The 19,040-nt window shown below is 48.0% G+C and carries 18 protein-coding genes; 11 read left to right on the top strand and 7 right to left on the bottom strand.

The genetic code is table 11. From position 1 onward, the window contains the following. The first annotated feature begins 197 nt into the window (after positions 1–197). Entirely contained in the window at positions 198–920 is a 723-nt protein-coding gene (locus B0180_RS04415; RefSeq protein WP_049238145.1) for a sulfite exporter TauE/SafE family protein, read from the top strand. Between the two features lie 45 nt (positions 921–965). Here B0180_RS04415 and B0180_RS04410 read toward each other — a convergent pair whose 3' ends face one another. Next, positions 966–1,739, bottom strand: a complete 774-nt coding sequence (locus B0180_RS04410; RefSeq protein ID WP_078255835.1) for a 3'-5' exonuclease — start codon at positions 1,737–1,739, stop codon at positions 966–968. A gap of 8 nt (positions 1,740–1,747) precedes the next feature. After that, entirely contained in the window at positions 1,748–2,677 is a 930-nt protein-coding gene (gene cysM, locus B0180_RS04405) for a cysteine synthase CysM (RefSeq protein WP_078255834.1), read from the bottom strand. A gap of 117 nt (positions 2,678–2,794) precedes the next feature. Here cysM and B0180_RS04400 point away from each other — a divergent pair, with 117 nt between their 5' ends. Continuing rightward, on the top strand, positions 2,795–5,767 hold the full coding sequence (locus B0180_RS04400; RefSeq protein WP_078255833.1) for a hybrid sensor histidine kinase/response regulator: 2,973 nt from the start codon (positions 2,795–2,797) through the stop codon (positions 5,765–5,767). A 173-nt stretch (positions 5,768–5,940) separates the two neighbouring features. Here the strand turns inward: B0180_RS04400 and asd are convergent, their stop codons facing one another. After that, on the bottom strand, positions 5,941–6,774 hold the full coding sequence (asd, locus tag B0180_RS04395; RefSeq protein WP_078255832.1) for an archaetidylserine decarboxylase: 834 nt from the start codon (positions 6,772–6,774) through the stop codon (positions 5,941–5,943). A 169-nt stretch (positions 6,775–6,943) separates the two neighbouring features. Here asd and B0180_RS04390 point away from each other — a divergent pair, with 169 nt between their 5' ends. From B0180_RS04390 to dtd, 6 genes are all read left to right on the top strand, one after another. Then, complete coding sequence (locus tag B0180_RS04390) at positions 6,944–7,369, top strand: YbaN family protein (protein WP_078255831.1); 426 nt, start codon at positions 6,944–6,946, stop codon at positions 7,367–7,369. Positions 7,370–7,474: 105 nt separating this feature from the next. Then, positions 7,475–8,785, top strand: coding sequence for an adenosylmethionine--8-amino-7-oxononanoate transaminase (gene bioA / locus B0180_RS04385; RefSeq protein WP_078255830.1), 1,311 nt, complete (start codon positions 7,475–7,477; stop codon positions 8,783–8,785). Next, positions 8,778–9,971, top strand: a complete 1,194-nt coding sequence (locus tag B0180_RS04380) for an aminotransferase class I/II-fold pyridoxal phosphate-dependent enzyme (RefSeq protein ID WP_078255829.1) — start codon at positions 8,778–8,780, stop codon at positions 9,969–9,971. Before bioA ends, B0180_RS04380 begins: the two co-directional genes overlap by 8 nt. Beyond that, positions 9,968–10,756 carry a methyltransferase domain-containing protein gene (locus B0180_RS04375; RefSeq protein WP_078255828.1) on the top strand — a complete coding sequence of 263 codons (789 nt, stop codon included), beginning with the start codon at positions 9,968–9,970 and terminating at the stop codon, positions 10,754–10,756. Before B0180_RS04380 ends, B0180_RS04375 begins: the two co-directional genes overlap by 4 nt. Next, a complete protein-coding gene (gene bioD / locus B0180_RS04370; protein ID WP_143821268.1) occupies positions 10,753–11,457 on the top strand; it encodes a dethiobiotin synthase in 705 nt (234 codons plus the stop codon). Before B0180_RS04375 ends, bioD begins: the two co-directional genes overlap by 4 nt. A gap of 11 nt (positions 11,458–11,468) precedes the next feature. Further along, positions 11,469–11,921 carry a D-aminoacyl-tRNA deacylase gene (dtd, locus tag B0180_RS04365; RefSeq protein WP_078255826.1) on the top strand — a complete coding sequence of 151 codons (453 nt, stop codon included), beginning with the start codon at positions 11,469–11,471 and terminating at the stop codon, positions 11,919–11,921. A gap of 35 nt (positions 11,922–11,956) precedes the next feature. Here dtd and B0180_RS04360 read toward each other — a convergent pair whose 3' ends face one another. Further along, positions 11,957–12,532: an NUDIX hydrolase gene (locus B0180_RS04360; RefSeq protein ID WP_078255825.1), complete on the bottom strand. Its 576-nt coding sequence runs from the start codon at positions 12,530–12,532 to the stop codon at positions 11,957–11,959. 128 nt (positions 12,533–12,660) lie between these two features. Between B0180_RS04360 and B0180_RS04355 the strand changes: the two genes are divergently transcribed. After that, positions 12,661–13,443 carry an NUDIX hydrolase gene (locus B0180_RS04355; protein ID WP_078255824.1) on the top strand — a complete coding sequence of 261 codons (783 nt, stop codon included), beginning with the start codon at positions 12,661–12,663 and terminating at the stop codon, positions 13,441–13,443. 10 nt (positions 13,444–13,453) lie between these two features. Here the strand turns inward: B0180_RS04355 and rsfS are convergent, their stop codons facing one another. The 3 genes from rsfS to B0180_RS04340 are packed head-to-tail and all read right to left on the bottom strand — an operon-like array spanning position 13,454 to position 14,866. After that, on the bottom strand, positions 13,454–13,819 hold the full coding sequence (rsfS, locus tag B0180_RS04350) for a ribosome silencing factor (RefSeq protein ID WP_049238169.1): 366 nt from the start codon (positions 13,817–13,819) through the stop codon (positions 13,454–13,456). A gap of 32 nt (positions 13,820–13,851) precedes the next feature. After that, the gene (gene nadD / locus B0180_RS04345; protein WP_233424925.1) at positions 13,852–14,514 is read right to left on the bottom strand and encodes a nicotinate (nicotinamide) nucleotide adenylyltransferase; all 663 of its coding nucleotides are present in this window, start codon (positions 14,512–14,514) and stop codon (positions 13,852–13,854) included. 1 nt (position 14,515) lies between these two features. Continuing rightward, positions 14,516–14,866 (bottom strand): hypothetical protein, encoded by a 351-nt coding sequence (locus tag B0180_RS04340; protein ID WP_049238170.1) that lies wholly within the window; start codon positions 14,864–14,866, stop codon positions 14,516–14,518. A 299-nt stretch (positions 14,867–15,165) separates the two neighbouring features. On the opposite strand from B0180_RS04340, the gene uvrA reads away from it, so the two are divergent. Then, complete coding sequence (gene uvrA, locus B0180_RS04335) at positions 15,166–18,063, top strand: excinuclease ABC subunit UvrA (RefSeq protein WP_078255822.1); 2,898 nt, start codon at positions 15,166–15,168, stop codon at positions 18,061–18,063. A 138-nt stretch (positions 18,064–18,201) separates the two neighbouring features. Then, positions 18,202–18,909 carry a single-stranded DNA-binding protein gene (gene ssb / locus B0180_RS04330; RefSeq protein ID WP_078255821.1) on the top strand — a complete coding sequence of 236 codons (708 nt, stop codon included), beginning with the start codon at positions 18,202–18,204 and terminating at the stop codon, positions 18,907–18,909. Positions 18,910–19,040 lie beyond the last annotated feature (131 nt).

Genomic DNA, 19,040 nt, shown 5'->3' with positions numbered 1-19,040 from the left:
AGATGGGTATTGGACTTGGGTTATCATGAAAGCGATTTTGGCAAAATGATTCAATCATAAGCACCAAGCTAAGCCATGATAAACTTTAGTTAAACGCATATTATACCATAGCGCGCTTTGGCTGTGAATTTGATTGGGAAAAGGACGATCAGCGGTTATAATGATCCCATCTTTTATCAACACTCAAGGAATGCCCCATGAATGAGATGCTGCTTGCACTGGCCAGTCTGCTGACTTCGGTGATGTCGGGTATCGCAGGCATGGGCGGTGGGATGATTTTGGTGGGGCTGTTGCCTTTATTTTTACCGGCGGCGGTGATTGTGCCTGTGCACGCCACCGCACAGCTGGCAAGCAACGCCAGTCGCACTTGGTTTGGGCGGGAACAGATGGATTGGCGATACATTCCGCCTTATGTGGTCGGTGCGCTGGCAGGCGTGGCGGCATTTTGGCTTGTTGTGCGATTTATCAATCTTGAGTGGGTGCCTTTATTTATCGCAGCGTATATTTTGATAACTTTATGGGTGCGTCCAGTCAATCATTGGCTCAAACACCGTGAAAATTTTTATTTGATTGGTTTTATTCAAGTGGGCGTAGGCATGTTTGTGGGCAGTCCAGGACCTTTACACATGCCACTATTGACCAAAAAATACGAAGATACGCACACGGTCGTGACGGTCGCCTCGATGATGATGACCTTTTTTCATACTTTCAAAATCATCGCCTATGTGATGCTTGGTTTTGTGTTTATGGAATACTGGCAGATCATTGCCATTTTGGCGGTATCAGCGACAGCAGGGTCTTGGCTGGGCGTCAAATTGCGCAAGCGCTTGCCCATGCCGTGGCTAAAAACAGCCATTCCTTGGATTTTGACGCTCATTGCTGTGCAGATCATCATCCGATTTATCGTGAAAATGGGCTGATTGCTTGATATCAACGACAATCCCAAAACCAAAAACAGCTAAATCCTAGCGCACCCAAGCATCCAAAAAGCTTTGATGGCGCAGTTTGCCATCTGAATTGGTCAAGGTTTGTATAAATTGGTCGGTTTTGTCGATGAGCATTTGGCACTCGTCGGCAGAAGATTTGCCTGTCAAAGTCAGCCATCTTAAATAAATCAGCCAAGTATTGAGCACATCAGATTCACAATAAGTCCCCAGTTTTTGCCACTCAGATGCCTGCACCATCGGCAGAACCTGAGTACCGTCGATATCGCCTTTGCCAGCAAAACCACACAGGCTTGCCACGGTGTCAAGCGACTGCTTTTGTTGGTGATGGTATAGGGAAGTTTTGTCCATCAAATTAATGTGCATCTCACCATAGCGATATAAATAATCTGGTTTTTGGGCGCTGTTAAACAGTGCAGGCGCTGACAGCTTATGATGCATGGCTCGGTACATGACGACAGGCAAATCAAAGTTTAAGCCATTCCAGCTGATGAGCGTGGGCTTTTTGTCAAAGGCTCTAAAAAAATTGACCAAAATCTGACGCTCATCCATCGTCTGTAGCGTCAATGATTTTAGATGAAAATGATCGCCATCAAACCATAAAAATGATAAGCAAGCAATTTTATGTAAAGGTAGACGCATAAATTCCGTACCTGCTTCTGCTTGGCGCAGGGCGATGAGTGCGCTCAAGGCATCGGCATCATTCAAGGCGCGCAAATTTGGATACAGCCGCTTACCGCTGTCAATATCAGGAATGGTCTCAATATCAAAAACCAAAATAGGGGTAGAAATCATACCAAGCCTTAGTCAATAACACCAAATAACCCAGTGGATAAATAGCGGTCGCCTCGGTCGCAGGCAATGAAGGCGACGACCGCCTCAGGTGTGTTTTTGGCAATTTGGTGGGCTGCCCACGCTGCACCGCCAGACGATACCCCACAAAAAATCCCCTCTTCGCGCGCCAGTTTGCGCATATAACGCTCGGCATCGGCTTGGCTGACATCCATGATCGTATCGACCAAAGAGGCATCAAAAATCCCTGGCAAATATTCAGCCGGCCAGCGGCGAATGCCGGCGATGGATGAATGTTCATCTGGCTGAAGTCCAATGACTTGAATGGCTGGATTTTGTTCTTTGAGATATTGGCTGACACCCATGATGGTGCCTGTCGTACCCATACTGCTCACAAAATGCGTGATTTTACCGCCAGTTTGCTGCCAAAGCTCTGGACCTGTGGTCAGATAGTGGGCTTGTTTATTATCGGTATTATTAAATTGATCAAGCACAACGCCCTGACCGTCAGCCTGCATCTTTAGCGCCATATCTCGCGCCGCTTCCATGCCGTCAGCCACTTCGATGAGTGTTGCGCCATAAGCTGCCATGGCGTCTTTACGCTCTTGGGTAGAGTTGGCAGGCATCAGCAGCGTCATCTGATAGCCGCGCATCGCTGCAACCATCGCCAAAGCAATGCCGGTATTGCCACTGGTGGCTTCGATGAGTGTATCACCTGGCTTGATTTGTCCACGCATTTCAGCTTGATAAATCATATTAAAAGCAGGGCGATCCTTGACCGAGCCTGCTGGATTATTGCCCTCAAGTTTGGCAAGTAGCACAGATTGGGTGTCTTTGGCAAGTGTATTGAGTTTGACAAGCGGGGTGTTGCCCACGCAGTCAGAGAGTGTGGTGGTTTGATGGATAAAATCTTTGGTCATTTTGGGTGTCTCATGAATCATTGATTATGCCAAATTATAGCATAATTAAAACCGCGCCATCAGCATTGTTCGACGGGGTTTGGTGTACTTATGGTAAGGTTTTTGGTATAGTGCTACAAAATCTTGGGGTAATCATCCATGCAGGTAAATAAAGCATTTGGCATAAAAAGCGCTTATGGGCAGCTGATTTTGTTGGTGTTCTTGCCGATCGTCGTATTGGCATTCGTGGGTTCGTATTTGGTAATGAGCGAGATACGCCGCGCCATTCTTGCTGAGCAAGACACGATGGCGCAAGCGGCTTTGGTGCGCTATGATGCCATGGTGCGCCCTTTATTGACTGACATTCAGCATCGCCAAAATCGCATGGATGAGCGCGTGGCTCAGATGAATGAAGATGAGATTCTAAGCGCCATCGCCCCACACGACGCCCCTGCCCTAAATGGTGTGATCATTCGCAGCAATGCAGATGACTCACGGTTTTTTAATGAAAATTGGTTTGTGCAGCTTCAGCAGTCGCGTAATCAGCATGTGCTTCGGGTTGCGGTGATGGATGGCATTGGGCGAGTGCTGTTTAGTACGGGGATGCAGACGGATTTGTCGTGGGGGGATTTTGATTTACAAGCCGAACAAATCTATCGCGTGCCAACCGCTGTAGGCACTGCCTATGGCAAGTCGTTTATTTTTGATAATGAGCGCTACTGGCTTGTGGTTGATATGGATAATACGCCACTGACCATTACCTCATATCGGGTGGCACTGGCGCTCACCATCATTGGCTTGACGACCATTTTATTACTGCTTTTGATTTTAAATATATATTCTAAGCGCTGGATTGCGCCGCTGTATGAGATGCGCCTGTATCTACAAAGGCTCAATACCGACAATTTATCGCGCGTGCCTCAGCTCAGAACCAACGGCGAGTTTGCCCTGCTGCGAGATGATTTTGCGCGTGCGGTTCGGCGGCTGCATGCCAGTTTTACCGAGCTTAAAAATCATGCCGACGAGACCGAACGCGACTTGCAGCAAGCGTTTGATGAGATGGAGATGCAAAACATCTCTATCCGCAATGCCCGTGATGCAGCGATTTCAGCCAGTCAAGCCAAATCCGCATTTTTGGCGAATATCAGCCATGAGCTTCGCACGCCCTTGAATAGCATTGATGGCTTTATCAATTTGCTTGCGCGCAAAGGCGAGCTGACGGGCGAACAAAACCTATATGTACAAACCATCAAAAAATCATCCGCCCATTTATTAGCACTGGTTAATGATGTGCTTGACTTTTCTAAGATGGAAGCAGGCAAGCTGATCTTGGACAGTCATGATTTTGATCTGTATGCGGCGGTGTATGATGTGGTTGATATGCTCTCACCTGCAGCACTTGAGAAGCGGCTGCGTTTGGCGGTTTTGTATTATGATGATGTGCCGACGCGCGTGGTCGGAGATAGCCTAAGAGTTAAGCAAATTCTAACAAACTTAGTCGGCAATGCCATTAAATTCACGGATACAGGTGGGGTGGTCGTCCGCGCAAGCTTAGCAGATCAATCAGGCTATCTGCGCATCGAAGTTGAAGATACAGGTAAAGGCGTCAGTGAAAGCGATAAAGCTCAGCTCTTTCAAAGCTTTGGTCAGGGTGATCTGAGTGTAACGCGGCGCTATGGCGGCACAGGCTTGGGCTTGGTCATCTCAAAGCAGCTGACGCATCTGATGGGTGGGGCGATTGGATTTTTTGATAATCGCAGCGAAAATATCGCAAATGCTGGTGCGACATTTTGGTTTGAGATGCCCACAGGTGTGCATGAAGCGTCATTTGATGAGGCATCGATTCAGATTCCTGAAACCTTAAACCTGCCCATGCATCTATTGGTGTGGATTAACCATGCACCAGCACTGCAAGTGCTCAGAGCCAGTTTGATGGGCACCAAAGTGCAATTAACGATCGCCATCGGTCTTGCAGACTTATTAGAAAAACTTGATAAAAAAGACACGGAATATGACTGGGTTATCGTAGATAATTTTGGTCAAGATGCCGCCAAGGATGATGTCGGCGCCATTTTACGCCAAATTCGCTTGCGTTATCAGGGTAAGCTTGCCAGTTTTGGTTATCAAGTGGGTATCAATGAGCAGCTCATCTCACGCTATCAAACCCATGCCTTGCACGAGCCGATGGACAAAAGGCAGCTGTATGCGATGCTGTCAAATCAGCAAAACATCATGGCAATGCAGTCATCACGCCAAGCCAGATTTGTGGGGCGGCGTATCTTAGCGGTGGATGATCATTTACCAAATCTTTTGGTGTTGGATGCGCTGCTTGGGGAGTTGGGCGTTGAAGTGGTGACAGCCAACAGCGGATTTGACGCCATAGAAAAAATGACCCAAAGCATCACAGGCGCCATACCCCCGATTGATATGATTTTTATGGATGTTCAAATGCCCAGAATGTCAGGGCTAGAAGCTTCCATTGAGATCCGTAAAATTGAAGAGACGCATCTGGTAGAGCCTGTGCCAATCGTGGCACTCACAGCGCACGGTCTGTCGGATGAAAAAGATCGGTTGGTTGCAGCAGGGCTGAATGATTATGTCAGCAAGCCCATCGGAGAGATGCAACTGGTGCAGACGCTGCAAAAGTGGCTTGGTCGCAGCGGTGAGTCAGCTGATGATCTTGATGTCAGCGCTGTGTTTGAGTCGCTACCTGTGGTCGATGTCGCCGATCAGTCAAGCGATGCGGCAGATGGGCTGATTGATGTGGATTGGCAAGATGCGCTTGAGCGTTCAGCCAATAAGCCCAAACTGGCTTATAAACTGCTTGAGATGATCATTGACAGCGCCGATGGCGAGCGGCAAGCGATTGAGCGTGCTTGGGCGGATCGCGACAGGCAGAGTCTGGCAGACATCAGCCATCGCATGGTCGGGGCGGCGCGCTATGCAGGCGTGCCAAGATTGCGAGCGGTATCAGAGCGGTTTGAATCAGAATGTCGGCGTGATCTTAGCGCGGTCAGCGCCAGTCAATTCATCGCCATGCGCCCAACTTATCGCGCTTTGATTGATGCACTTGATGCGCTGCAAGCGGTGGATTTATCCAAGATCGTACCTGCTGATGTGGATGTAACATAATAGCCGCGCATATCAATAAATACTAAAACCAACTTGCGGCTAGCACCAAGTTGGTTTTGGTCATTGTTAGGTCATTATAGACGACTGCGCTTAATCTGGTGGGCAAGCGCTTAAAACACTTTTTAAAAATAAGTGCCGTACACCACTGCCCTAATGACAAATGAGTCAAAAGATCATTGCGCCATGTTCCCAATCGCTTGCCCCATCATGACTTTTTCGCCGTGGCTGATGTGTGCAAGCCAGTCATTATTTGCTGATTGCGGTAACAACACAATGGCGGTTGAGCCCAAATAAAAGCGCCCAAGTTCATCGCCCTTAGCCAGTGCCAAATCATGTGTACGATGCTGAATGTATGGTGTACGGCGGATTTTGCCTGTTGCGACCGACTCAATACCTGCCACGATCATCGCCCCAACCAGCACCACAGCCGCGCGCCCAAAATCGGTATCAAATAAGCACACCAAGCGCTCATTACGAGCAAACAGATCAGGGACATGCTCTGCGGTGGTATTATTCACCGAAAACAGCGTCCCTGGCACATAGCGCGTCGCCACCAATTTGCCATCAAATGGCATATGGACACGGTGATAGTTGCTTGGTGCCAAATAAATCGTCGCAAAACTGCCGTCCATAAAATACTGACCATCATCATAATCAGCCAGTAGCTGACCGACATCATAATCCCGACCTTTGGCTTGCAAAATCGCCCCATGACGGATATGACCAACTTGCGAGATGGTGCCATCAGCAGGGCAGATGAGATGGTTTTTTTGATCATCAATGGGGCGCGCGCCTTGTTTTAGTTCACGCGTAAAAAAATCATTAAAACTGTCATAGTCATTCAACCGACCGCGCGCATAGTCATCCAGTTCAATGTCATACGCCTTGGCAAAAGCTTGAATGAGCGCTTTTTTAACATACTTATTTTCGCTCGCCGCTAAATTGCCTGCAAATTCGCTCAATGCTTGCTGCGGAACGAGATTTTGGATGAGTGCAAAAGGATTCATAAGACCGCCTAAGAGTATAAATATTTTTTATTTTAGCACAAAGCCTGATCAAAAACCGTTTAAGTTCTGAAAAAGCGGCAGCATTGGTTGTGACAATCAACTGCTATAATGAGAATGATTTATATTTTCAAATGTAAACTTATAGGACAATGCGCTATAATGCGTTATCATGAACCACCCAACTCCCAAAGCCATGACCTCATCGCCTGATCAGCCCATTCACCAAAACAGTCTTATGCGCGCACTGTTTTTTGTGTTGGGTTTGGTGTGCTTGATTTTGGGGCTGATTGGTGTGGTGGTGCCAGGTATGCCAACGACGGTATTTATTCTGCTTTGTGCTTATTTTTGGGCAAAAAGTTCGCGTCGGTTTTATGCATGGCTGTTGGCGCACCGTATTTTTGGACCGATGATTGTTGATTGGCAGACTCGCCGCGCCATGCCAAGATTTGCCAAATATTTGGCTTGGCTGATGATGACTGTATCAACGGTGGCGCTTTTTTTGCAGCTGTCAAGTCAATGGCTTTGGGTGGCTTGGCTTGTGGCGATTTTTTGTCTTGCTGTGGGCGTTTGGATGGCAAGGCTGCCTGACGCATGATGATTGAGCGTACCTTACCTAAGCGATCACTCTAACGCCTTCAAGCCCTATCATTTTTTGTCTAAATTCGTTATGATAAGCCATATTTGACGAAAGAGTTGGCTGATGATTGACGCATTTGATATCCAACACCTGTGGCATCCTTATACTTCTATGACGCACCCTTTGCCGGCACTGCCGGTTGAGCGTGCTGAGGGCTGTCGTATTCATCTGATGGATGGCACGGTGCTCATTGATGGCATGTCATCGTGGTGGTGTGCGATTCACGGTTATAATCATCCTGTCTTAAATGACGCCATCACCGATCAGCTCACCAAAATGTCTCACATTATGTTTGGGGGGCTGACCCATCAGCCTGCCATTGAGCTTGGCAAAGTGCTACTTGACATCACCCCAAAACCCCTTGAGCATATCTTTTATGCTGATTCAGGTTCGGTGGCGGTTGAGGTGGCGCTAAAAATGGCGATCCAATACCAACACGCCTTAGACAAGCCTGCCAAGCACAATATCATGACCACTCGTTCAGGTTATCATGGCGATACCTGGAATGCCATGAGTGTTTGTGATCCTGTGACGGGCATGCATCAGATTTTTGGAAATGCGCTGCCAAGCCGTATTTTTGTTGAGGCGCCTACCATTGGCATGGATGAGCCTTGGGATGAGGCAGTGATGGACGGCATTCGATCGGCATTTGAAAAGCACCATGAGCATTTGGCGGCGTTTATTATTGAGCCTGTCGTTCAGGGTGCAGGCGGTATGCGCTTTTATCATGTCAATTATTTAAAACATCTGCGCAAATTGTGCGATCGCTATGGTGTGTTATTAATTTTTGATGAGATTGCCACAGGATTTGGGCGCACAGGTAAGCTGTTTGCTTGCGAGCATGCCGATGTTACACCTGATATTATGTGCTTGGGTAAGGCGCTGACAGGCGGCTATCTGACGCTGTCGGCAGTGCTGACGACCGCTCAGGTTGCGCATACCATTAGTGAGGGCGAAGCTGGCGTGTTCATGCACGGTCCGACATTTATGGCGAATCCTTTGGCGTGCGCGACGGCTTTGGCAAGCACTCGGCTGTTATTACAAAGTCCGTGGCAGCATCATGTTGAGCGTATCGCTCAAGCTTGCCGCACGGCGTTTGGCGATCTTAAGAGCCTTTGGTATGTTCAAGATGTGCGTATTTTGGGCGCGATTGCGGTGATTGAGATGCGTCATCCGGTTGATATGCCGACCATTCAACGCGAATGTGTGGCGCGCGGAATTTGGATTCGACCATTTGGGCGGCTGGTGTACTTGATGCCGCCATTTATTATCAGTGATGATGAGCTTGCAGCTTTACTTGATGAGGTGGTAGACTTGGTACGCACCACACTTGCGCCCACGCCCAAAGACAGTGTCGAGGCGCGCGATGAGTGAGTTAATAAATCATTATGCCGATAAACTGTCCGCCCTAAAATCTTGCCATAACCACCGCCAATTTCAAGCACTGCAACACCGCGGGCGCTTTATTTGTGTTAATGACGGCAAGCCTTTACTCAATTTAGCGAGCAATGATTACTTAGGCATTGCTCAAGATCGGCAGCTTTATGAGGAATTTTTGGATGTTTTGCATGAGCAGCGTCAGCCATTTGGGTCGTCTTCATCGAGGCTGTTGACAGGGAATTTTGACAGTTTTGAGCGCTTGGAGGCTCAGATGGCATCGCTGTTTGGTCGCCCATGCCTGCTGTTTAATAGCGGCTATCATGCCAATATCGGCATTTTGCCTGCCATCTGTGACGCCAAGACGGTGATTTTGGCGGATAAATTGGTTCATGCCAGTATCATTGATGGGATGCGACTGGCTGCCCAAAATGGCACCAAAACTGTCCGCTATCAGCACCAAAATTTTGATCAATTAAAACATCTCATCGAAAAATATCACGCAGATGACCGTATTGAGCGCATCGTCATCGCCACTGAGAGTATCTTTAGCATGGATGGTGATGTGACCGATTTGGTGCAGCTTGTCAGCTTAAAATCGGCATCTCAAAAAGTCATGCTGTATGTCGATGAGGCTCATGCCGTCGGTGTACGCGGCGCTCGCGGATTGGGCTGCGCCGAAGAGTATGGCGTGATTGAGCAGATCGATTTTATTGTCGGTGCTTTTGGTAAGGCGATGGGGTCTGTGGGTGGCTACTGTATTTGCCATGAGATTTTGCGCGATTATTTGATTAATACGATGCGTCCGCTGATTTTTAGTACGGCTTTGGCGCCTGTCAATATGGCTTGGACGGCGTTTATGCTCGAAAAAATAGTCAATATGACCCAAGCAAGATTGCGCTTGGCGGCGATGAGTGATCAAGTATCACAGGCGCTGATCGCCATGCAGCTGTCCTGCCCGTCTGCCAGTCAGATCGTGCCAGTGATCTTGGGAGAAAACGCGCGCACGCTCAAGGCAGCCGATGCCCTAAAGCAGCAAGGTTATTATGTGTTGGCGGTGCGTCCGCCGACAGTACCAAAAGGTCAGTCGCGCCTGCGCATCTGCTTGACCGAAGCGATCAGTGATGATGAGATGGCAGGGTTTATCCAAGCGCTGCAGCAAGTCGTTGGGGGTGAGGTGTGACTCAGCCTGTTTTGACACCCCATCTGACGACGGTTGCCCAGCGATTTTGCCGAGCGCATCTTGGCTATCGGCAGCACGCCACCGTCCAAGCCGACATGGCTACCAAGCTCATTGCGCATCTACAGACCATTTACACACATAAAAACATCCCAAGACTGCTTGAGATTGGGGTGGGTAGCGGATTTTTGACCGATGCTTTACTAAGTCGTTTTAGTGTGGATGAGCTTTATTTGAATGACTTATATGCAGGCATTCAAGCCAATGCACTGCCGACAGGTGTTTGTGCTGAATATCTGATCGGCGATATTCAGACGCTTGATTTGCCGCTGGCGCTAGATGGCGTGATTTCTTCATCGGTATTTCAGTGGATTTATCCACCCGATGTGCTGTTTGCCAAAATTTTTGAGCATCTAAAGGTAGGTGGATTTTTGGCAGTCGGTACTTTTGTTCAAGGCAATTTGCACGAAATACGAGCGCTGACAGGGCAGGGGCTCTGTTATGATACGCCCCAAGTGCTCAGTGAGCGTCTGTACCGAGCAGGCTTTGTGATTGATGTCATCGAGACTCAGGCTTGCGTGCTGACTTTTGATTCTCCGATGGCAGTACTTCGCCATCTGCAAGCTACAGGCGTAACAGCCACAGGCTCACAAAAAGCTTTTTGGACAAAACAGCGCTTGGCGACGTTTTGTCAAGAGTATCAACAATTTAATACCCAAAGCGGCTATACCCTGACTTATCAGCCGCTACTTTTTGTCGCTCATAAACCAAAAAACTCACCTTTATGAATACATTACCCAATCTTCACCAAATGCAAGGCGCTTATTTTATCAGCGGTATCGATACCGATATCGGCAAAACTATCGTAACAGGCTATATTGCGCGCAGGCTTTTGGATAATCACCAGCAAGTCATCACCCAAAAACTGATCCAAACTGGCAATGCAAAGATCAGTGAAGACATCGAAAAGCATCGCAAAATGATGGGCGTGGGTATGCTGCCTGATGATGACGCGCGCTTGACGATGCCATTGGTGCTCAGCTATCCTGCTTCACCGCATCTGGCAAGTCGCATTGATGGCATCGCTGTAGATACCGACCACATCACAGCATGCACAGAGCAATTATTGGCGCGTCATGATATTGTGCTGATCGAAGGTGCAGGCGGTCTGATGGTGCCGCTCAAGGCTGATACCAACGATGGTCTGATCATCGACTACATCCAAAGCCAAGGCTATCCTGTCATTTTGGTGACATCAGGCAGGCTTGGCAGCATCAATCACACCTTGCTTAGCTTGAGCGCCCTAAAGTCTTATGGCATACATCTGCATGCACTGGCGTATAATCAAGCCGATGACAGCAGCGATGAGGTGATCGCCGCTGATACCAAGCAGTATTTACAAGCTTATCTAAAAACGCACCACAGTGACGCCCTTTGGTGGGAAATTCCCAGAGTGGATGAGCACAGTTTTGGTCTTCAACACTCTTAAAAAGGGCAATCATGAAAGCATTGATACAGCGAGTGCACCATGCGCGCGTCGAAGTACAAGGGGAGGTGGTCGGTAAGATCGATGGTGGGATACTTGCCTATATCGGTATTGGCAAGTCGGATGATTTTGAGCAAGCAAAGCGCTTGGTGGATAAGATATTAAGCTATCGCATCTTTGAAAATACCACCGACGCAGACAAGCTTGGCAAGATGGATAAGAGCGTGGCTGATGTGGGCGGCGGTTTGCTTTTGGTGTCGCAGTTTACGCTCATGGCACTAACCGACAAAGGTCGCCGTCCTGACTTTGGACCAGCGATGCCACCCGATCAAGCGGCGCTACTGTTTGAGCAGCTGGTTGAGTACGCCAAACAGCGCCATACGCCTGTGGCGACAGGTCAATTTGGCGCTCATATGCAAGTGATCGCCCATAATGATGGTCCGATCAACTTTATCCTAGAAGTATGAATCGGCAGCTGTTGGGATAAAATGGGGTGCGCCTTTTATTGTAATTCGTCCGCGACAATTTCGTCCAAAGTGATTTGATGGATCGGATAATTGGCAAACTCATCAGCATCCTTGCCTTGGGCGATGATCGCAGCTTTATCCGCCAGATAGCGATCAAGCGTCAAGCGAATCGTGCGAAATGCCAAATCCTGCCACGGAATATCCTGCTCATCAATCAAGGCACACTCTAAGCTTTCAACACCAACCCCAAATCGCCCATCACGAGATAAATTGGTCAAGTACATGGCATGGATCTGCCCCAAATACGGAATGTCAAATAAGCAATACAGCTTGGCATCGGTGGCGATCGCGGCGGCTTCTTCGATGGTTTCGCGCAGCGCACCTTCCATCATCGTTTCACCAATTTCCATAAATCCTGCTGGCAGCGTCCAGTAGCCATGCCGAGGCTCAATGGCGCGGCGACACAGCAAAATTTTATTCTCATGGCGCACCAAAGCCCCACAAATCATCTTGGGATTATCATAATGAATGAATCCACACGCTGGGCAGACGAGGCGCTGACGGCTGTCGCCTTCAGGGATGGTGTAGGTGGCGGTATGTCCGCATTGCATACAGTAGGGCATAGGTCTATAATAAACTGGCTAATTAAGTAAATACTACCCAAACCTTATTGGCAAGGATAGCTTTGATTGTCGTGACTGATTCAGTTTAAGCCAATTTCACCAAAAATACAAACTTTATGAACTATTTTTCAAGCCAAATTAAGGCGCATACTGATCCAAATTTTGTCGATAAAACAGCAGTCTATCTGCCATCGGAGCATCGGTTCTCTAGGCTTAGCCGTTCATTATCTGGCTATCAAGGCGTGGATATTTTGTCTTTGACGCAGAATAATGATCTGATTGAAGGGGCTTATAGACAGCAGCTGAATCAAGCCTATGAGCAGCTGCTCATTGACAAGCCGCTGCCCCATGCTTGCGTGCTTGTTGCTATCACTGACGAGCCAAGCCCAAGGCTGTTATTGACTCGTCGCGCAAGTAATTTATCCAGCCATGCAGGCGAGGTGTCACTGGTGGGAGGTAAGCGCGATGAGACGGATCGATCTTCTTATGAGGTGGCGATACGAGAGGCATTTGAGGAGGTGGGTTTGGTAAATGATGCCAGTACACTGCTTGGGTTTTTGCCGATGCAAATCTCCAAAAAAGGCTTATTGGTGCGCCCTGTCGTTGCCAGTATTACGCCTGCCACAGCGGACAGTTTAATCGCCAGCGAAGATGAAATTCAGCGGTTATTTTGGGCTGATTTGACCTACCTAAAAACAACGCCGCCTATGGACTATCGCTTTGAGCGTCCTGAGCTTGGGCGCACGCACTTGCACACCCCAGCATGGCTGATCGATGATCGGCAGATTGGCGAGCCTGAAGTGGTGTGGGGATTGACAGGGCGTATCATCGCCAATCTGCTGCACATCGGCTATGGGGTGCGCTATCAGTGGTATTATCACTTGCAGGCACACCGCTAATTAAGCAGGCTTAGTCTCTTTGGGCTACTAAGGCTTTTAGTGCTTCTGGAGATGACCACAAGCCTTCTAAATCATAGAATTCTCGCGCTTGCGGGGTCATAATGTGCACTACCACCGAGCCCAAGTCCACCAGTGTCCAATCGCTGTCTTTATCCCCTTCGCGACCCAGCGGCATCAGCCCCGCTTCTTTGGTTGCAGCACCCAATTTGTCCGCCAAAGCTTTGACATGGCGTTTACTGGTGGCTTCACAAATGATGATGCGTTCGGCGACTTCGGTGAGATGTTCGATTTCAAGGGTGGTGATGTTTTTTGCTTTTAAGTCATCAAGCGTTTTGGTGACAAGTGACAGCGTTTGGTCTAAATTCAATGTGGTCATAATTGATTGATAATTTGATGGGTAACTTTTGATTATAGCATATTTTTAGGGCTTTGGTATAAGCCTTCTTCATGGATATACGCCAAGACGCGCTCATCCAGCAGTGGTGCAGCAAGCTTAGGGTGACCAGCACCGATCAGGGCGCGGATCTGACTGGATGAGATGTTTAAGATGGGCGTTGGATCCAGATAGATGGTCTTGTCATTTTCCAAAAATTCATCCAAATCGGTGGTACATTTTGTAGCCACAGTCTCATCAGCTGGCGTAGTAGCAGCGCGGTCAAATGCCCACAATTTGGCTTGGCAAATGAGCTCATCATACGCCTTCCAGCGGTGCAGACTCGCCAAACTGTCGCCCCCAATAATAAAAATCAAAGAGTCGTCAGGATAAGCTGTCTTAAGCTGTCGTATGGTGTCGATGGTGTACACAGGGGGTGTCAAAGACAGCTCACGCTCATCAATTGATACATCCATGCCTTGCCTTATCAAGGGTGCGATGGCAAGCTTGAGCATGGCGACGCGGTGCGCGTGCGATGTCGGCGCGCCCTTAAAGGGGTTGCCGGCGGTCGGTAGCAGATGAAGGCAGACCTTGTCAGCAGTTTTTTGGCGTATGGCGTCATGTACGCTTAGCATCATCTGCAGGTGCGCCCGATGGATGGGGTCAAATGAACCACCAAGATAAATGCGATGGGTCATTTTAGTCTTGATTGAGATGGTCTGGATCAAGGGTGGGGTGCTTGTGCAGTGCTCGTCCAGCGTGCCAACCCGCCTCATCACCAAAATACAACAAGCCTTGTTCATCATCCCGATAAAATTTCAGGGTCTCGCCCTTGGAATCGGTGATGACCAAAGTCTGGATCAAATGCTCACACAACTGTTTAATTTCATCTTCATGATTACCCATCGTCGGACGAGTAATGGTGTGTAGCGTCTGACGCTGTTCATCACTTAGTACAGCGTGCTTTTGGTCGTAGGCGATGATGCGCTCGGCGATTCGTTTGGCATAAGTGACTGAAAAATCATTGGGATCAACGGCGATAAAAAACATAATTAATCATGCTTAAAATTGAAAAAATGTGTCATTATCTTACCCAAATTTGCCAAAAATCACGACAATTTATGGTATAAAATTTGTTGTAACATCTTACAATGTCTCACTTAAAACCCTATCTAGGTTATTGCTTAATGATCGCTGTAATATAAAAAGTCGGTATTGGCTTACTACGGAAAGATGTAAAATCAATATTGCAAAGATCATAAAACCCTTACAATTTCTCACTTTAAAATGCATCAAAACTACCCCATTATGCCTTATACTATCTGTTTAACATATCAAAAGGTAAGTCTATGGCGCACGACAAAATCAGTATCCGCGGTGCACGCACACACAATCTAAAAAATATTGATGTGGATATCCCTCGAGATAAATTCGTGGTGATTACTGGTTTGTCAGGCTCTGGCAAGTCGTCGCTTGCTTTTGACACGCTGTATGCCGAAGGTCAGCGCCGATATGTAGAAAGCTTATCAGCCTATGCGCGCCAATTTTTAAGTCAAATGGAAAAGCCTGAAGTCGATAGTATCGAAGGCTTGTCACCTGCGATCGCCATTGAACAAAAATCCACCAACCACAACCCACGCTCAACGGTGGGCACCATTACCGAGGTGTATGATTATTTGCGCCTGTTGTTTGCGCGTGTGGGCGTGCCGTATTGCCCTGAGCATGGCGAGCCGATGGTCGCACAGACCGTCAGTGAGATGGTGGATGGGGTGATGAGCTTGCCTGTGGATACCAAGCTGATGATACTGGCGCCTGTGGTGCGTGAGCGTAAAGGCGAGCACACCGCGCTGCTTGAACAGCTGCCTTCTCAGGGCTTTACGCGCGTGCGTATCGATGGGGTGATTTATGAAACTGATGATTTGCCCAGCCTTGAAAAAAACAAAAAACACAGCATCGAAGTGGTCGTTGATCGCTTCAAAGTGCGTGAGGACTTGGGCAATCGCGTCGCCGAAAGCTTAGAGGTGGCACTTAAATTGGGTCACGATATTGCCATTTTATATCACATGGACGGCAATCCTGAGGGCGAAGATGAGCAGATATTATCTGCCAAGCATTCTTGCCCTGTATGCGATCGTGCGGTGAGTGAGCTTGAGCCCAGATTGTTTAGTTTTAATAATCCTGCTGGTGCGTGTCCTGCGTGTGATGGCTTGGGCAAACGCCAGTATTTTGCCGCTGAGCGCATTGTCACTCACCCTGAAAAGTCACTCAATCAAGGTGCGATCCATGGGTGGGATAAGCGTCATGCGTATTATTTTGGCTTGCTATCGACGGTTTGCCGCCATTTTGGGATTGATATGGATGCCCCTTGGCAAAGCCTGCCAAATCAGCAGCAAGCCCTGATTTTAAAAGGCTCAGGCAAAGAAAAAATTGAGTTTAATTTCACCGATGAACGGGGACGCAAAACGACTAAGACTGCGCCATTTGAAGGGATTTTACCGTATTTGGAGCGCCGCTATGCCACGACGACGAGCAATTTGGTGCGAGATGAATTGGCACAATATCTGTCGGATACCGAGTGTAACGTGTGCCATGGCGTGCGCCTTAATGACATCGCGCGCCATGTACGCGTTGAGGATAAAGCGATCGGCGACATCATTCACTTGCCGATCGGAGAGGCTTGGCAATATTATGAAAACTTAAAAATCAAAGGCGCAAAAGGCGAGGTCGCTGACAAGATTTTTAAGGAAATCAAAGAGCGCTTAGGCTTTTTAACAAAGGTTGGTTTGGAGTATTTGACCTTGGCGCGATCGGCTGAGACGCTGTCGGGCGGTGAGGCGCAGCGCATTCGATTGGCAAGCCAAATCGGTGCAGGCTTGATGGGCGTGATGTATGTGCTTGATGAGCCATCCATCGGTCTGCATCAGCGCGATAATGACCGTTTATTATCCACCTTGATGCACTTACGCGATTTGGGCAATACGGTGGTGGTTGTCGAGCATGACGAAGACGCCATCAGACAAGCTGATCATATCATTGATATTGGCGTGGGTGCAGGCGTGCATGGCGGACGCGTTGTGGCGTCGGGTACAGCAGCCCAAGTAGCCAAAACCAAAGGGTCGCTGACGGGTGAGTATTTGTCGGGTAAGCGGCGCATCGAGGTGCCAAGCACTCGCCATTCGCCTAAAACCATCGAAAAAACCAAAGGCAAAAAAACCATTCAAGAGCCATTGCACATTTGCTTGGACGGCGCTAGCGGCAATAATCTTAAAAATGTCAGCTTGCAAATCCCGATCGGTGTGATGACTTGTATTACAGGTGTCTCAGGTTCGGGCAAATCGACGCTGATTAATCGTACACTCATGCCACTGGCTGCCACCGCCTTAAATAACGCCACTACGCTTATCCCCGAAAAATACGAAAAAATCTCAGGGCTTGAGCATTTGGATAAGATGGTCGATATTGACCAAAGCCCCATCGGTCGGACACCGCGCTCAAATCCTGCGACGTATACAGGCGTATTTACTTTGATACGTGATCTATTCACCCAAACGCCAGAAGCCAGAGCGCGCGGCTATAAAGCAGGGCGATTTAGCTTTAATGTTAAAGGTGGTCGCTGTGAGGTGTGCCAAGGTGATGGTTTGATTAAGGTTGAGATGCACTTTTTGCCAGACATGTATGTGCCATGCGATGCGTGTCATGGCAAGCGTTATAATCGTGAAACGCTTGAAGTTAAATACAAAGGCAAATCCATCAGTGATGTGCTTGATATGACTGTCGAAGAAGCGATGGTGTTTTTTGAAGCCATTCCTGCGATCCATCGCCGCTTAGAAGCGCTACACGAAGTGGGTCTTGATTATATCCGCTTGGGTCAGTCGGCGACCACACTGTCAGGCGGTGAAGCTCAGCGCGTCAAGCTTGCCAAAGAGCTTGCCAAGCGAGATACTGGCAAAACTTTATATATCTTGGATGAGCCGACGACAGGTCTGCATTTTCATGATATCGCCAAGCTGTTACATATCTTGCATACGCTGCGCGACCGCGGCAATACGGTGATCGTGATTGAGCATAATTTGGACGTGATTAAGACGGCAGATTGGATTGTGGATTTGGGCTATGAAGGTGGCAGCGGCGGCGGCGAGATTGTCGCTACTGGCACGCCTGAGACCGTCGCCCAAGATGATCGCTCACATACGGGCAGATTTTTAAAGCCCATGCTTGAGCAGGCGCAGTCACTGTCTGAAGATTAGCCAAGGATGAGATTTTACAGAATTATTTTGTAAATTTGCCAAAAACTGATGGCAATTTATCCAAAAATTGCGTAAAGTATGCTTAATTCCAACCATTTAATGATTAAAATTTATTAAAAAACTAGCAAAGGAAATCTTATGAGTGTGAATAAGGTCATTCTTGTGGGTAATTTAGGTAACGACCCAGAAGTTCGTAATTTTGATAATGGTGGCATGATCGCAACGGTATCGATCGCTACTTCTGAGCGCTGGACGGACAGAAATACGGGCGAGCGTAAAGAGCATACCGAATGGCACCGTGTGGTATTCAACAACCGATTGGCGGAGATCGCCTCACAATATCTTCGTAAAGGCTCACAGATTTATGTTGAGGGCAGTTTGCGCACACGCAAGTGGCAAGATGCCCAGACAGGTCAAGAGCGTTATACAACAGAGATCCGCGCTGATAATATGCAAATGCTTGGCAGCCGTGCCAGCGGTGATAATAGCGGCTATGCCAATCCTCAAGGTGGCTACGCTGGTAATCAGCCATATCAAAATCCAAGAAATCAAGGTGGGCAATATCCAAATAACGCCTATCAACAAGGCAATCAATTTGGTGGTCAAAATTCATCAGGATATGCGCCGCCTCAGCCAAACCAAGCTTACCCAAATTCAGGCTATCCCCAAGAGCGAGCGCCTCAGGCTCAGGGTAACCCGATGGCACAAAACCACTCTTTTGGGCAGCCAGCGCACATTGAGCAAAATACAGACGCACCGTCTACCCAAAAGCCAAATACGCCACCAGCGAATAAGCCCGTGATCACGCCATCACAAGGTTTGTCGGATGATGATATGCCTTTTTGAGTTACATATAATTTAAAACTGTAAAATAAAATCCATATAAATATAGAGAACCCTTTATTTTAAAAGGGTTCTCTTTTTTTTACATTATTTTTGACAAAACATCTTTATTTGATAGTATTTATATATGATAT

Source organism: Moraxella canis (assembly GCF_002014965.1).
In the GTDB taxonomy this organism is placed as follows: Bacteria; Pseudomonadota; Gammaproteobacteria; order Pseudomonadales; family Moraxellaceae; genus Moraxella; species Moraxella canis.
Note: the sequence above shows the minus strand (reverse complement) of the source record. Positions and strands in the feature narration are given on the sequence as shown.

Excerpts from the sequence above, each read along its gene's own strand:
- B0180_RS04400 (WP_078255833.1), top strand. The coding sequence starts at position 2,795 with ATGCAGGTAAATAAAGCATTTGGCATAAAAAGCGCTTATGGGCAGCTG.
- nadD (WP_233424925.1), bottom strand. The coding sequence starts at position 14,514 with ATGACCCATCGCATTTATCTTGGTGGTTCATTTGACCCCATCCATCGG.
- B0180_RS04360 (WP_078255825.1), bottom strand. The coding sequence starts at position 12,532 with ATGCAATGCGGACATACCGCCACCTACACCATCCCTGAAGGCGACAGC.
- bioD (WP_143821268.1), top strand. The coding sequence starts at position 10,753 with ATGAATACATTACCCAATCTTCACCAAATGCAAGGCGCTTATTTTATC.
- cysM (WP_078255834.1), bottom strand. The coding sequence starts at position 2,677 with ATGATTCATGAGACACCCAAAATGACCAAAGATTTTATCCATCAAACC.
- B0180_RS04355 (WP_078255824.1), top strand. The coding sequence starts at position 12,661 with ATGAACTATTTTTCAAGCCAAATTAAGGCGCATACTGATCCAAATTTT.
- rsfS (WP_049238169.1), bottom strand. The coding sequence starts at position 13,819 with ATGACCACATTGAATTTAGACCAAACGCTGTCACTTGTCACCAAAACG.
- B0180_RS04340 (WP_049238170.1), bottom strand. The coding sequence starts at position 14,866 with ATGTTTTTTATCGCCGTTGATCCCAATGATTTTTCAGTCACTTATGCC.
- dtd (WP_078255826.1), top strand. The coding sequence starts at position 11,469 with ATGAAAGCATTGATACAGCGAGTGCACCATGCGCGCGTCGAAGTACAA.
- B0180_RS04415 (WP_049238145.1), top strand. The coding sequence starts at position 198 with ATGAATGAGATGCTGCTTGCACTGGCCAGTCTGCTGACTTCGGTGATG.
- ssb (WP_078255821.1), top strand. The coding sequence starts at position 18,202 with ATGAGTGTGAATAAGGTCATTCTTGTGGGTAATTTAGGTAACGACCCA.
- bioA (WP_078255830.1), top strand. The coding sequence starts at position 7,475 with ATGATTGACGCATTTGATATCCAACACCTGTGGCATCCTTATACTTCT.
- B0180_RS04390 (WP_078255831.1), top strand. The coding sequence starts at position 6,944 with ATGAACCACCCAACTCCCAAAGCCATGACCTCATCGCCTGATCAGCCC.
- asd (WP_078255832.1), bottom strand. The coding sequence starts at position 6,774 with ATGAATCCTTTTGCACTCATCCAAAATCTCGTTCCGCAGCAAGCATTG.
- B0180_RS04410 (WP_078255835.1), bottom strand. The coding sequence starts at position 1,739 with ATGATTTCTACCCCTATTTTGGTTTTTGATATTGAGACCATTCCTGAT.
- B0180_RS04380 (WP_078255829.1), top strand. The coding sequence starts at position 8,778 with ATGAGTGAGTTAATAAATCATTATGCCGATAAACTGTCCGCCCTAAAA.
- uvrA (WP_078255822.1), top strand. The coding sequence starts at position 15,166 with ATGGCGCACGACAAAATCAGTATCCGCGGTGCACGCACACACAATCTA.